Source organism: Streptomyces venetus (assembly GCF_039540295.1).
GTDB lineage: Bacteria > Actinomycetota > Actinomycetes > Streptomycetales > Streptomycetaceae > Streptomyces > Streptomyces venetus.
The window spans coordinates 380235-393615 of record NZ_BAABET010000005.1; the positions used below are offsets into that span (position 1 = coordinate 380235).

The 13381-nt window shown below is 72.3% G+C and carries 11 protein-coding genes; 5 read left to right on the top strand and 6 right to left on the bottom strand.

Features of this window, described 5'->3' with window-relative positions:
- Nucleotides 1-32: 32 nt before the first annotated feature.
- Nucleotides 33-914 (bottom strand): formyltetrahydrofolate deformylase, encoded by an 882-nt coding sequence (gene purU, locus ABEA82_RS18835; RefSeq protein WP_345662705.1) that lies wholly within the window; start codon nucleotides 912-914, stop codon nucleotides 33-35.
- An 84-nt stretch (nucleotides 915-998) separates the two neighbouring features.
- Nucleotides 999-1499, bottom strand: a complete 501-nt coding sequence (locus ABEA82_RS18840) for an SCO4402 family protein (protein ID WP_345662706.1) — start codon at nucleotides 1497-1499, stop codon at nucleotides 999-1001.
- Nucleotides 1500-1616: 117 nt separating this feature from the next.
- Between ABEA82_RS18840 and ABEA82_RS18845 the strand changes: the two genes are divergently transcribed.
- A complete protein-coding gene (locus ABEA82_RS18845) occupies nucleotides 1617-2927 on the top strand; it encodes an ABC transporter substrate-binding protein (RefSeq protein ID WP_345662707.1) in 1311 nt (436 codons plus the stop codon).
- Nucleotides 2928-2967: 40 nt separating this feature from the next.
- Here ABEA82_RS18845 and ABEA82_RS18850 read toward each other — a convergent pair whose 3' ends face one another.
- Together ABEA82_RS18850 and ABEA82_RS18855 are read right to left on the bottom strand one after the other, a co-directional pair.
- Entirely contained in the window at nucleotides 2968-4857 is a 1890-nt protein-coding gene (locus tag ABEA82_RS18850; protein WP_345662709.1) for a hypothetical protein, read from the bottom strand.
- A 201-nt stretch (nucleotides 4858-5058) separates the two neighbouring features.
- On the bottom strand, nucleotides 5059-6444 hold the full coding sequence (locus ABEA82_RS18855; RefSeq protein ID WP_003991055.1) for an NsdA family TPR-like regulatory protein: 1386 nt from the start codon (nucleotides 6442-6444) through the stop codon (nucleotides 5059-5061).
- A gap of 358 nt (nucleotides 6445-6802) precedes the next feature.
- Between ABEA82_RS18855 and ABEA82_RS18860 the strand changes: the two genes are divergently transcribed.
- The 3 genes from ABEA82_RS18860 to ABEA82_RS18870 all read left to right on the top strand — a co-directional run bounded on the left by ABEA82_RS18860 (nucleotide 6803) and on the right by ABEA82_RS18870 (nucleotide 9960).
- Nucleotides 6803-7465 (top strand): bifunctional DNA primase/polymerase, encoded by a 663-nt coding sequence (locus tag ABEA82_RS18860; RefSeq protein WP_345662711.1) that lies wholly within the window; start codon nucleotides 6803-6805, stop codon nucleotides 7463-7465.
- Between the two features lie 114 nt (nucleotides 7466-7579).
- Entirely contained in the window at nucleotides 7580-8371 is a 792-nt protein-coding gene (locus ABEA82_RS18865) for an ABC transporter ATP-binding protein (protein WP_345662713.1), read from the top strand.
- Nucleotides 8368-9960, top strand: a complete 1593-nt coding sequence (locus tag ABEA82_RS18870) for a transporter (protein ID WP_345662714.1) — start codon at nucleotides 8368-8370, stop codon at nucleotides 9958-9960. Before ABEA82_RS18865 ends, ABEA82_RS18870 begins: the two co-directional genes overlap by 4 nt.
- A gap of 47 nt (nucleotides 9961-10007) precedes the next feature.
- Here the strand turns inward: ABEA82_RS18870 and ABEA82_RS18875 are convergent, their stop codons facing one another.
- Nucleotides 10008-11054 carry an alpha/beta fold hydrolase gene (locus ABEA82_RS18875; protein WP_345662715.1) on the bottom strand — a complete coding sequence of 349 codons (1047 nt, stop codon included), beginning with the start codon at nucleotides 11052-11054 and terminating at the stop codon, nucleotides 10008-10010.
- A gap of 625 nt (nucleotides 11055-11679) precedes the next feature.
- Nucleotides 11680-12372, bottom strand: a complete 693-nt coding sequence (locus ABEA82_RS18880; RefSeq protein ID WP_345662716.1) for an iron-dependent transcriptional repressor DtxR — start codon at nucleotides 12370-12372, stop codon at nucleotides 11680-11682.
- Nucleotides 12373-12621: 249 nt separating this feature from the next.
- Between ABEA82_RS18880 and ABEA82_RS18885 the strand changes: the two genes are divergently transcribed.
- On the top strand, nucleotides 12622-13377 hold the full coding sequence (locus ABEA82_RS18885) for an SIS domain-containing protein (RefSeq protein ID WP_345662717.1): 756 nt from the start codon (nucleotides 12622-12624) through the stop codon (nucleotides 13375-13377).
- Nucleotides 13378-13381: the final 4 nt, after the last annotated feature.

Genomic DNA, 13381 nt, shown 5'->3' on the forward strand with positions numbered 1-13381 from the left:
CACCCGCCCACAAAGCAGGACGCCCCGAGCTCCTAGGCGAAAATCACAGTCCGCCGCCCATTGAGCAGAATCCTCCGCTCGGCATGCCACTTCACACCCCGAGCCAACGCCTGGCACTCCACATCGCGCCCGATCGCGACAAGCCCTTCCGGCGTCACGTCATGCCCGACCCGCTCGACCTCCTGCTCGATGATCGGCCCTTCATCAAGATCAGCCGTCACGTAATGAGCGGTCGCACCGATCAGCTTCACACCCCGGGCGTGAGCCTGGTGATACGGCTTGGCCCCCTTGAAGCTCGGCAGGAACGAGTGGTGGATGTTGATGATCCGGCCGCTCAGCTGCTTGCACAGATCGTCCGACAGCACCTGCATGTACCGGGCGAGCACGACCAGCTCGACACCCTCCTCACGCACGAGGTCGAGCAGCCGTCCCTCCGCCTCCGGCTTCGTGTCCTTCGTCACCGGAATGTGGTGGAAGGGGATGTTGTAAGAGCCCACCAGCTCCGCGAAGTCCGTGTGGTTGGACACCACTCCGGCGATCTCCACCGGCAACGCCCCGGTCTGCGCCCGGAACAGCAGGTCGTTCAGGCAGTGCCCGAACTTGCTGACCATCAGCAGGATGCGCATCTTCTGGTCGGCCCGGTTGATCTGCCACTCCATCTGGAAGGAGTCACCGATCGCCGCGAAGCTGGCCCGCAGCTTGTCCAGGCTCACCGGAGCGTCCGCCGAGAAGTGGACGCGCATGAAGAACAGTCCCGTGTCGTGGTCGCCGAACTGCTGGCTGTCCTCGATGTTGCAGCCGGTCATGAACAGGTAGCTCGACACGGCGTGCACGATGCCCTTGCGGTCCGGGCAGGAAAGGGTGAGGACGTACTGATCGGCCGGTGCGGCGGCGCTGGTGGACTGCTCGTTCATGCAGGACAGGGTCCCACAAGCAGCCACGCCGCCGGCAATCGTCCCGCCAGGCGGACCTCGTCCCGCCAGGCGGACCTCGTCCTGCTAGGCGGACCTCGTCATGATCCGCAGAACCTCCAGGCTGCGCGGCGGAGTGTCCGGCTCCTCGCCGTCGCTCGCGGCGAGCCGCGCGTGTGCGTCCCGGGCCGCCCGGACCGCCTCCGGCCACGCCTGGTGTTCGAGGTACGCCGCGACGGGCGCGTCCGGCCCGACCTGGTGCATGATCCGCAGCACCCGCAGCACGGCGGTGTCGACGAGGGCCGCCTCCTGCGAGTCACGGAAGATCGTGCCGACGTACTTCTCGGCGGACCAGTGGTCCAGCCAGGTGTCCTCGACCAGGCGGTACACCGCGTCGGTCACGTCGCCGTAGCCGTCCACGCCGGCCAGCCAGACGTCCCGCTGGAAGACGGGATCGGAAAGCATGTGCAGCGCCGAGCGCACGTTGCTGCGCCAGCGCCACCACGGCATGTCGTTGACAGGCATGCCGCCCATGGTGGATGAGCGACGGCCACGACGGGAAGAGTTCTCCGAAGCTTGCACGGTCATCGATCGTACGTTCCCCTCCACATCGGTCACTCCTGCCCCCGCAATTCACCTGCTCGTCACCAATTGTTGACCCGAGATCACTCACGGGTTAGTCATGTGGCGGAATCGTGCGGAACCATGACCGGCAGGCGACGCACCCGCAGCACATTCCTCCCCGGCCTCCTCACCCGTCACGCCAGACACGGCGTCCTCTGCGCGGGCGCGGCGGTCGCGTGTGCGTCGCTCCTCGCCGGCTGCGGGGTCGTCCCCGGCACCACGGGGGGAGTCGGGGACGACCCGATCACCGTCATGACCTGGGCTCCCCAGGACACCAAGGCGACCAACAAGCCCGGCATGCCCGCCTTCGCCCGCGCCTACGCCCGCTGGGTCAACGCCAAGGGCGGGATCAACGGCCGCAAGCTCAACGTGCTGACCTGCAACGACCACAACGACAGCGTGGGTGCCGCGAAGTGCGCCCGGCAGGCCGCCAAGGAGAACGCCGTCGCGGTCGTAGGATCCTACAGCCAGTACGCCGACTCCTTCTTCCCGTCCCTGGAGGGCGCGGGCATCCCGTACATCGGCGGTTACGGGGTCACCAACGCCGAGTTCACCAGCCCGCTGTCCTACCCCGTCAACGGCGGCCAGCCCACGCTGCTCGCCGGTCTCGGCCGCGCGCTCGCCGACTGCGGTCCCGTCGCGCTGATCCGGCCCGACACCATCGCGGGCGACCAGCTGCCCCCGCTGCTCGACTCCGGCCTGAAGGCGGGCGGGCACAAGGCCTCCAAGGACCAGCGGGCGGCGGAGGACGCCACCGAGTACGACGGCCAGGCCGCGCGGGCGCTGCGGGCGACGACCACCACCCCGGGGGACGAGGGGTGCGTGGTGCCCGCGCTCGGGGACCGCAACGGCACCTTCATGGACTCCTTCCGGCGGGCCCGCGAGGACTATCCCGACGTCCGGACGGCGGCCGTGCTCGGCAGCGTCGACCAGACGGTGATCGACGCGACGGGCGGGGCGTCGGGGCCGTACGAGGGCTCGTACATCACCGGCTGGTACCCGGTGGCGAGCGACCCGCGCTGGGACGGGATGAAGCAGGTCATCCGGGACGAGGCCTTCGACGACAACCGGATCGACCCGGCGGACGCCGGGGTGCAGACCACGTGGATCGCCTACACCGTGTTCCGGAAGGTCGTCGAGTCGCTCGGCAGCGGTGAGGTGACCGCCGACACGGTGACGGAGGCCCTCGACAACGGCCTCAGGGTCGGCACGGGCGGTCTGACTCCGACGCTGCGGTGGCGGTTCCAGGACAAGCTCGCCTCCGTCGGCTTCCCGCGCCTGGTCAACGCGAACGTGACGCTCCAGGTGGTACGGCAAGGGCGGCTGGTGTCGGCGCGCAAGGGCTTCGTCGACACGACCAGGACCCTTCAGAACGCCGACGTGAACTACTGAGCTTCCCCGGCTCAGCAGTTCACCGCCGGATCCGCGCACGTCACAGCTGCGTCGGCTGGCGCTCGGTCAGGCCGTACCGCTTCGCGATCGAGTTCCACAGCTGGGCCGCCTTGGTCTTCTCGGTGCTCGCGGCGGCGCTGGCCCGGTTTCCGGCCTGGGTCTGGCCGGTGGCCCGGGCCTGGCCCTTCTTGCAGCCCTTCTTGCCGGCGGTCTGGTCGGCCCAGGAGGCGTAGTGGTTGTCGGCCGAGGCCGAGGCCTGCCACGCCTTGGTGAGGGCCGTCGTCAGCGCGGCGTGGTCGGGCAGCTTGTCGACCGTGATGCCGCCGAGCCGGGTGACCAGCTCGTTGCGCTGCCTGGCCGCGTCGCGCAGGTTCTTGGCGGCCTGGGGGAGGTTGTCGCAGCGCCTGACGTCGCCCACCGCGTTGATCACGGTGCTGCGGCTGTCACCGCTGTCGGCGAGCAGCTTGTCCAGCTCGATCGCCTGCGCCCGGACCGGGTCGGCGGACGGCGAGGCGGACCCCTCCGTGGCGGGTGCCGAGGCGGCCACGGTCTTGTTGTCCCCACCGTCGTCGTCACCGCCTCCGCCACCGGCGAGCATCGCGCCCGCGCCGACGCCGAGGACGGCTATGCCGATACCGACGGCCGCGATGACCGGTACGCGCGAGCCGGTACGGCCGCCCCGGCCGCCACGACCGCCGCCGGGCTCGTCGGCCGGGGTGTAGGAGGGCTGCGGAGCACCGTACGAAGACTGTTGCCGGGGCTGCTGCTCGACGCGGGGCATCTGCTGGGTGGCCCCGGCCGAGCCGTCCGCGCCCTGCTCGCTGCGGAAGAGGTTCTCGAACCCGGCGGGCGGCTGCTGGTCCGCACCGGGCACCGGCGCGATGTACTGCGTCGCCTCGGCGTCCGGGTTCGAGGCGGGCGGCAGCGGCCCGGCACCGGCCCGGGGTCCGGTGCCGAGGATCGTGGTCGCCTCCGGGTCGTGTCCGGCGGGCGTCTCGGGCGGCAGCGCGCCCGGGCCCACCGGGGGTATGTACTGCGTCGCGCCCTCGTCTGCGGGTGCGGCGGTGACGGGCGGCAGATACTGCGTGGCCGCCGCGTCCCCGGCGGCGGGCGGCAGCGGGCCTCCGCCGGGAGGGGAGTCGTACCCGCCGCCGGCCCCCTGCTGCGGACCGTCCCCGGGCGCGGAGCCGTACGCGTCCGCGGCCGGCGGCAACGGGGCGCCCCCGGAGGGCGAGTTGTACGTGTTCCCGGCCTGCGGCTGCGAACCGCCCCCGGTCGGGGGGCCGTACTGGCCGGAGGGCGCGGGCAGGCCACCCTCGGTGGGAGCGCCGTACTGGCCGGCGGGCGGGGGCAACGGGCCTGCCCCGGAGGGTGAGTTGTACGTGTCAGCCTGCGGCGGCTGTGAACCGTCCCCGGCGGCAGGGCCGTACTGACCGGACGCCGGAGGCAGACCGCCCCCGGCGGCAGGAGGGCCGTACGGGTCGGCGCCGGTGGCCGGTTGTGCCGCGCCCGGGGTGCCGTACGGGTCGGCCGCGGCGGGCGGCTGTGCGTCGCCCGTGGGGCCGCCGTACGGGTCGGTGTACGGGTTCGGGGTGCCCTCCCCCGGGAGCGAGCCGGTGGCGGGGGGCTGGGCGCCCCAGGCCGGCGGCTCCGTCCACTGCTGCGGCGGCGGGGACTGCCAGCTCTGGCCCTGCGACGGGGGCGGGGTCTGCTGGTCGGGGCCCCACGGCTCGCCCCAGGTCTGGCCGCCGGCGGGGGCGGAGGCCGGGGGCTGGCCGGTCGGGGGCGGGCCGGGCCGACGGCCGGCCGGGGCGTCACCGGGTCCGCCCGTCATACCCGGCAGCAGGGGTTCGCCACCGTCGGAGGGCAGCACGATGCCTTCGCGCGCGGGGCGCGCCGAGGGCTCCTCGCCCTGTCCACTCTGCGTCACCGGGACTCCTACTTATGGGGGACCTTGTGAATCGTCGGGTCACGCTACCGGGTCCCCAGAGCCCCGTGCCACGCAGCACAGGGCCCGGCCCCAGGCCCTGTGAGCGCGGTAACACAACCGGGTCACGCCGCGCTGTTCATGTCACCTCCTGCTCGCCGAGGGGCCGTTTCCCGCATGTTCACGCATCCGCAGACCCTGTGTTCATGCCGCGACCTGGAGGTCCAGCCGCGCCCCGAACTCCCTGACCACGGCCTCGTCCCGGTACGGCTCCAGCCGCTGCTGGAAGTCCTCCAGGTACTCGGCGCCGCGGTTGGAGCGCACTCCTTCCAGCAGTTCCACGGCCTTCATGCCGGTGCTGCACGCCTCCTCGATCTCGCGCTGCTGCACCTGCGCCGTGGCCAACAGCACATAACCGATGGCCCGGCGGCGGGCCCGCGACTCGGGGTGCCCGGCCAGCGACTCCTGCGCGCACCGCGCCGCGGCCTCGGCCTGCCCCAGGTCCCGGTGGCAGTGGGCCAACTCGTCGGCGAGATAGGCCTCGTCGAAGTGCGCGATCCACACCGGGTCGTCCCCGGCGGCCGGGTCGGCCGACTCCAGGGCGCTCACCGCTCGCCCGGCCGCGACCTGGGCGGCGCGCGCGTCGCCCATCAGCGCGTGCCCGCGCGCCTCCGCCGCGAGGAACATGCACTCCGCCCGGGGCGTCACGCGCCCCCGCGCGCCCTCCTGCGCCGCCCGCGCCAACTGGGCGATCTCGCGCGGGTTCCCGAGCTGCGCGGCGAGATGGCTCATGGAGGCGGCCAGCACGTACCCGCCGTAACCCCGGTCCCCGGCCGCCTGGGCCAGCCGCAGCGCCTGGATGTAGTAGCGCTGGGCCAGACCGGGCTGCCCGGTGTCCACCGCCATGTACCCGGCGAGCTCCGTCAGCCGGGCCACCGCCGCGAACAGGTCCCGCCCCACCGCCTCCCGGTACGAGCCCGCCAGCAGCCCGGAGACGACGCTGTTGAGGTAGTGCACGACGACGGGGCGCACATGCCCGCTGCCGTACTGGTGGTCGAGATCCACCAGCGCCTGCGTCATGGCCTGCACCGCCTGCACGTCCGACTGCCCCACCCGCGGCCCGGCCGTCCGTGACACCTGGCCGTCGGGCGCGGAGATCAGCCAGTCACGGCTGGGCTCGACCAGCGCGGACGCGGCGACCGACGAGCCGGACAGGAAGTCCCGCCGCCCCACGTCGCTGCGCCACAGCTCGCAGACCTGCTCGATGGCCCCCAGTACCGTCGGCGAGAACTGCAGACCCACGCCCGAGGCCAGGTTCTTGCCGTTGGCCATGCCGATCTCGTCGATCGTGACCGTACGGCCCAGCTTGCGGCCCAGCGCCTCGGCGATGATCGCCGGGGCCCGGCCCCGCGGCTGCTGCCCGCGCAGCCAGCGCGCCACCGACGTCTTGTCGTAGCGCAGGTCGAGGCCGTGCTCGGCGCCGCACATGTTGACCCGGCGGGCCAGGCCGGCGTTGGAGCACCCGGCTTCCTGGATGAGCGCCTGGAGCCGTTCGTTCGGCTGCCGAGCGACAAGAGGCCTTGCGGCCATGGCGTACCCCCTGCTTTCCGCGGTTCGCCTGCGGGACGGCGCGCCCCTTCGGCTCATCCGCCGTGTGGCTGCGGTGCCTGCCCACGCACCGAGTTGACGTGTCTTCCGCGGCCGAATCCCTCACGTCCCAGCTGAAAGATCCGGCCGTGAAGATCAATGCCCCGCCGACCAGGCGAAAATGCGAGGCATGTGAGGTTTGCCGGGGTAACGGCTGTTGCCGGCCCCACACGTGGCTACCCAGCAGCGGCTACGGATCCTCCTGCGCGCCCCCGCACATGCACCCATGCGCCCCGAGGGCGGGCGCGGTGCTCCTCCCCGCGCACGTCGGCGGGCGTAACCCCTGGTGACGACCAGAGTTGTGCTCATCGTGGAAGAGACGATCGCCGGCACCGAAGCCGCTCAGATCCCGAAGCAGCGCGGGGAATCGCTGCTGGAGACCGCTGTTCGCTACGCCGAGGAGCGCCACTGGGACGTGTTCCCCGGCACCTGGCTGGAAGCCGTCGACGGCGCTCAGCACTGCTCCTGCGGTGACGCCGCGTGTCCGGCCCCCGGCTCGCACCCGGCGCGCCCGGACTGGGCGACACAGGCGACGGGCAGTGCGACCGTCGCGCGGCGCATGTGGCAGAAGCAGCCGACGGCGTCGATCCTGCTGCCGACCGGGCGGACCTTCGACGCGATCTCCGTGCCGGAGACGGCGGGGTTCCTGGCGCTCGCGCGGATGGAACGGATGGAGCTGACGCTGGGGCCGGTGACGTTGACTCCGGATCGTCGGATGGAGTTCTTCGTGCTGCCGGGGGCGTCCGTGAAGGTGCCCGACCTGGTGCGGAAGCTGGGGTGGTCGCTTGCGTCGCTGGATCTGACCGTGCTGGGCGAGGGGGCGTACGTGGCTGCGCCGCCTACTCGGTTCGGGTCGCGGGGAGCTGTGCAGTGGGCGTGCCGGCCTACGCCCGCTAATCGGTGGTTGCCGGATGCGGAGGAGTTGATCTCGCCGTTGGCTTATGCGTGCGGGCGGGACAGGTAGGCGCCTTTTCGTCTGCCTGGTTGCCGTTGCGCGGCGGCTGCGGGCCGTCGGTGGTTGTTCGCGCAGTTCCCCGCGCCCCTGAAGGAAGGGCGTTGTCCCACCGTAGGGTGCAAGGTGACGGAGGGAGACGCGGTGGGATCCAGTGCTGTACGGGTGCAGGGGCTCTGGAAGCGGTTCGGGGAGCAGGTCGCTGTCGCCGGGGTCGATCTCGAGCTGCCGGCGGGCAAGTTCATCGGGCTCGTCGGGCCGAACGGAGCCGGGAAGACCACCACCTTGTCGATGGTGACCGGGCTGCTCAGGCCCGATCACGGGACCGTCGAGGTGGTCGGGCACGACGTGTGGCGGGACCCCGTCGAGGTGAAGGCCCGGATCGGGGTGCTGCCGGAAGGACTGCGGCTGTTCGAGCGGCTGTCGGGGCGGGAACTGCTGGCGTACAGCGGGCGGTTGCGCGGGCTGCCCGGTGCCGAGGTCGACAAGCGGGCCACCCAGCTCCTGGACGTCCTCGATCTCGCCGGCGCCCAGCACAAGCTCGTCGTCGACTACTCGACCGGCATGCGCAAGAAGATCGGGCTCGCCGCCGCCCTCCTCCACAACCCCGAAGTGCTCTTCCTGGACGAGCCGTTCGAAGGCGTCGACCCCGTCTCCGCCCAGACCATCCGGGGCGTGCTGGAGCGGTACACCGCCTCGGGCGCCACGGTCGTGTTCTCTTCCCACGTCATGGAGCTCGTCGAGTCGCTGTGCGACTGGGTGGCCGTCATGGCCGCCGGGCGGATCCGCGCCACCGGCACCCTCGCCGAGGTCCGCGGGGACGCGCCCTCGTTGCAGCAGGCGTTCCTCCAACTCGTCGGGGCGCAGAGCCGGGACGCCGGGTCCGACCTCGACTGGCTGGGCGGCGGATCGCGGTGAGCGCCCCCGCGATCACCCCCGTCTTCGTACGGCTGAAGCTGTCGCTGCTGCGCGGCGGACTGCGGCAGTCCGGTGGACGGAAGGCCGCCTACATCGCCTCGGCCGTCTCCGCCCTGCTGTTCGCCGCGCTCCAGTTGATCGGCCTGATCGCGCTGCGCGGGCACGCGCACGCCGAGTCGGTGGTCGTGCCGGCCGTGGCGGTGCTGGGGCTCGGGTGGGCGGTGATGCCGCTGTTCTTCCCCAGCGGTGACGAGACGCTCGACCCGACCCGGCTGGTGATGCTGCCGCTGCGGCCCCGGCCGCTGGTGGGGGCCCTGCTCACGGCCTCGCTGGTGGGGATCGGCCCGCTGTTCACGCTGTGTCTGCTGGTCGGTTCCGTGGTCGCGGTGGCGAGGGGCGGGGCGGCGTTCGCCGTCGGGGTCGTCGCCGTCGTCCTGGCGCTGCTGGTGTGCGTGGCCCTCGCGCGGACCGTCGCCGCCGCCAACGTACGGCTGCTGACCAGCCGCAAGGGCCGGGACCTCGCGGTGCTGAGCGGACTCGTCGTCGCGATCGGCGCCCAGGTCGTCAACTTCGGCGCGCAGCGGCTCGGCGCCTCGGGGCTCGGCCAGCTCGACCCGGCGGCGGACGTGCTGCGGTGGGTGCCGCCCGCGTCGGCCATCGGGGCCGTGCACGCGGTGGGCGAGGGATCGTACGGACTCGCCGTCGCTCAGCTGGCGCTGACCGCGGGCGCCCTGGCGGCGCTGCTCGCGGTGTGGTCCCGGCATCTCACCCGGCTGATGACCTCCCCCGACGGATCCACCCTGCCCACCGCCGGGACGGCCGTCCGCGAGCGGTCCTCGACCGGCCTCGCACGGCTGCTGCCCTCCGGCCGCACGGGCGCGGTCATGGAGCGCAGCCTGCGGTACGTGTGGCGCGACCCGAAGACCAAGGCCGCGTGGGTGACGTCGCTGGCCATCGGTCTGATCGTGCCGGTGTTCAACGCCTGGCAGGGCACCGGGTCGGTGTACTTCGCCTGCTTCGCCGCCGGGATGCTCGGCATTCAGATGTACAACCAGTTCGGCCAGGACACGTCCGCGTTCTGGATGGTCGCGATGACGATCTCCTCGACCCGTGACGCCTACGCCGAGCTGCGTGCCCGGGCGCTGGCCCTGCTGCTGATCACCCTGCCGTACGCCACGCTCGTCACCGTGGTGACGACCGCCATGCTCGGCGACTGGGAGCGGCTGCCCGAGGCGCTGGGGCTGTCCTTCGCGCTGCTCGGCGCGATGCTCGCGACCGGGGCGTGGACGTCCGCCCGCTTCCCCTACTCCATCCCGCAGGAGGGCTACAAGAACGTCGCCCCCGGGCAGACCGGGCTCGCCTGGATCTCCATCTTCGGCGGAATGATCGCGGCCGCCCTGCTGTGCGCACCCGTCATCGCGCTCACGATCTGGCTGAACGTGAGCGCGTGGGGCGACGACTGGACGTGGCTGCTGTTTCCGGTGGGCTCGGGGTACGGGGCGGTGCTCACGGCGGCGGGGCTGCGGCTGGCCGCTCCGCGGACGGCCCGGCGGCTGCCGGAGATCCTGGGGGCGGTCAGCAAGGGCTGACCGCCCGACCGCTGCCCGGAGTCAGTCGGTCTGACCGCTGCCCCGAGTCAGTCGGTGTCGAGGGCGTCCAGGAACGGCTGGATGGCCGCGCGCCAGGCCTCCGGCTGGTCGTAGTGCACCAGGTGGCCGGCGTCGGCGACCTCCGCGTACTGGCCGCGGGGCAGGACGCGGACCATCTCCTGCGCCTCGGCGCGGCCCAGCTCGCCGTCGAGGCCGCGCACCACCAGGGCCGGGCAGCGCACCTGGGCCAGTTCCTCCCAGTGCGCGTCGTACACCCAGGTCTCGCGGGAGCGGAGCATCTGGTCCGGATCGAAGACGGGGCGCCAGCCGTCCGGGGACTCGGCCATCACCTCGGCGTAGAACTCGCCGCGGGCCGGGTTGGGCCGCTCCACCCAGGGGTCGTCCTCCCCGAACCACTTGCGGACGTCGGCGAGCGTGGCGAACGGCAGCGGCCAGGACTCGAACCACTGGGCCCACTCGCGCTGCGACGCGGCACCGAGCGCGGAGGCCCGCATATCGCAGATGATCAGGCCGCGGACCAGGTCGGGACGCCTGGCGGCGAGCTGCCAGGCGGTCAGCGCGCCCATGGCGTGGCCGATGAGGACGACCGGGGCGAGGCCGAGCTGTTCGAGAGCGGACTCGGCGTCGTCGACGTAGGCGTCGCGGGTGAAGGACGCCCGCGGGGGCTTGTCGCTGCGGCCGTGGCCGCGCTGGTCGAGGGCGACCGCGCGATACCGGCCGGAGAGCCAGCGGGCGGTGAAGGCCCAGTGTGATGCTCGGCCCATGAGGCCGTGCAGTAACAGCACGCCCGGGGAGCCGTTCGACGCGGACGGTGTGGCCTGCGGCCTGGCCGGTGCGGCTCGCCCGTCGTCCGGGTCCCGGCCGCCTCGGCCGCCCCGGCCGTCCCGGCCGCCCCGGCTGTCCTGGTCGTCCTGGGGCCGGTTCTCGTCCTGCGGGCCTTGGGTGCCCTGCGGCCCGTGGGTGCCCTGCGGCCCGTGGGCGTCCTGGGCCGGATCGGGCTTGGGCGGGTCGCCGAACTCCCAGGCCGCGAGGCGTACGCCGCCCGTCCCGGTCACGTCGATGCGTCGCGCCATGTCCTGGCACCCCCCAAGCTTCGCGCGGACCGCGGCCCTCACGGGCCGGTCGGTCCTGTGAACCGTGTTCTGCCTGCTGTGCCTTTTGCTGTGACTGGTGGTGTACCCGGTGTACCTGTCTGGTGCAGCTGATGGTGTGACGGTGTGGTGCCACCCCTCAGCAGACTATCGAATGGGCATTCGAAGATGCCGTTCTCGCGGACAACACCCCTCGTTCGAGTGACCGTCCCCGGGGATTGATCGCCGCTGCCGAGGGGAGATCTTCAGCGGGAGGCGGACCGCTCGGGGAAACCGGTCCGAGGGGAATGACCCTGAGAGCTCGGGGCTCCGGGTCAGCACAGGGGAGGACAGGCCCCGGCGCCACACGGCGCCGGGGCCCTCAACGTCTTCACGGCACATCATCCCCGCCCCCTCCCCGGCCGGGCGACATCACCGCCGAGCCGCGGCCAAGCGCCCTCAGGTCATATGCCTCACGCGACAGCGTCGCACGGTAACCGTACGAGCGCTGCCATTCGACGGACTGGACAACCGATCCGACAGGATCACGCCAAAGCGCCAACCCGACCGACCACAACGGGAGTTGCCACCGAGCCCCGACCGGTGGGAGCCCCGGCGCGCCGGCTGCTCAGGGCTTGGCGACGAACACGTGGGAGGCGGTGTCCGACTCCAGCTCGGCCGCCTCGCCACCACTGCCCACCAGCACACCGCCCGCCGACTCCGTCACGCTCACCACCGAGCCGGGCTGCACGCCCGCCCGGCGCAGCGTGTACATCAACTGCGCGTCCGTCTGGATCGGCTCGCCGATCCGGCGCACCACGACCGTCTTGCCCTCGGTACCCGGGTCGAGCGTGGCCAGCGACACCATGCCCTCGTCCAGGAACGGGTCGGCGCCGTCCTTCTCACCGAGCTCCTCCAGACCGGGGATCGGGTTCCCGTACGGCGACTCCGTCGGATGCCGCAGCAGCTCCAGCACACGGCGCTCCACGGCCTCGCTCATCACGTGCTCCCAGCGGCACGCCTCCGCGTGGACCTGCTCCCACTCCAGACCGATCACGTCGACGAGCAGACACTCGGCGAGCCGGTGCTTGCGCATCACGCGCGTGGCGAGACGACGCCCCTCGTCGGTGAGCTCCAGATGCCGGTCGCTGGCGACGGACACCAGACCGTCGCGCTCCATCCGCGCCACCGTCTGGCTGACCGTCGGCCCGCTCTGGTCGAGCCGCTCCGCGATACGGGCGCGCATGGGGACCACACCCTCTTCCTCCAGCTCGAGGATGGTGCGGAGATACATCTCCGTGGTGTCGATCAGTCCGGACATACGTGCCCCTCGAATGAGTTCTGCCGGAGGCTGGACGGCTCACCGGCGCGTGCGCTGGCCCTGCACCCAATTCTGCCGGATACCACCGACAACCGTGCCGCCGGAGCGGAAGCAGGGGATTACACGGCCCCGCGGAGGGGTACCGACCGCGCTCGCGGGCCCCTCACGGCCGTGTTGACACCACCATGGTCCAGACCGCACCGTGATGCGCGACACAAGCCCACCGAGGCCTGCCCGAAGGGACCCCGAATGAGCGACCGCGCGCCGGCCGGCCAGTTCCTCGACGCCGCGATCGGCCTGCTCCAGCGGGTCCGCGACGAGGAGGCCGACAGCATCGCGGCAGCCGGGACGCTCCTCGCCGACACCGTCACCGACGGGGGCCGCCTCTTCGCCTTCGGCGCCGGACACTCCTCCCTCGCCGCACAGGACCTCGTCTACCGCGCCGGCGGCCTCGCGCTCATGAACCTGCTCGCCGTGCCGGGCGTCGTCGGCGTCGACGTCATGCCCGCCCCGCTCGGCTCCGCCCTGGAACGCGTCGACGGCCTCGCGAGCGCCGTCCTGGACAGCTCCCCGCTCCGCGCCGGCGACGCCCTGCTGATCATCTCCCTCTCGGGACGCAACGCGCTCCCCGTGGAGATGGCCCTGCACGCGCGCGCCCTCGGCGTGAAGGTCATCGGCGTGACCTCGGTCGCCTACGCCACGGAGACGACCTCCCGGCACACCTCGGGGACCTACCTCAAGGACCACTGCGACCTCGTCCTCGACACCAAGATCGCGGTCGGCGACGCGGAACTCACCCTCGACAACGTACCGGCCCCCTTCGCCCCCGCCTCCACCGTCGTCACCTCGGCCCTCCTCCAGGCCGTCATGGCCACCACGGCCGCCACCCTCGCCGACCGCGGCATCGACCCCCCGCTGCTCCGCTCCGGCAACGTCGACGGAGGCCACGACTGGAACGACCGCGTGATGCGGCAATACGCGGACCGCATCTTCTACCGGCACTGAGCCC

Excerpts from the sequence above, each read along its gene's own strand:
- ABEA82_RS18845 (WP_345662707.1), top strand. The coding sequence starts at position 1,617 with ATGACCGGCAGGCGACGCACCCGCAGCACATTCCTCCCCGGCCTCCTC.
- purU (WP_345662705.1), bottom strand. The coding sequence starts at position 914 with ATGAACGAGCAGTCCACCAGCGCCGCCGCACCGGCCGATCAGTACGTC.
- ABEA82_RS18875 (WP_345662715.1), bottom strand. The coding sequence starts at position 11,054 with ATGGCGCGACGCATCGACGTGACCGGGACGGGCGGCGTACGCCTCGCG.
- ABEA82_RS18855 (WP_003991055.1), bottom strand. The coding sequence starts at position 6,444 with ATGGCCGCAAGGCCTCTTGTCGCTCGGCAGCCGAACGAACGGCTCCAG.
- ABEA82_RS18840 (WP_345662706.1), bottom strand. The coding sequence starts at position 1,499 with ATGACCGTGCAAGCTTCGGAGAACTCTTCCCGTCGTGGCCGTCGCTCA.
- ABEA82_RS18880 (WP_345662716.1), bottom strand. The coding sequence starts at position 12,372 with ATGTCCGGACTGATCGACACCACGGAGATGTATCTCCGCACCATCCTC.
- ABEA82_RS18885 (WP_345662717.1), top strand. The coding sequence starts at position 12,622 with ATGAGCGACCGCGCGCCGGCCGGCCAGTTCCTCGACGCCGCGATCGGC.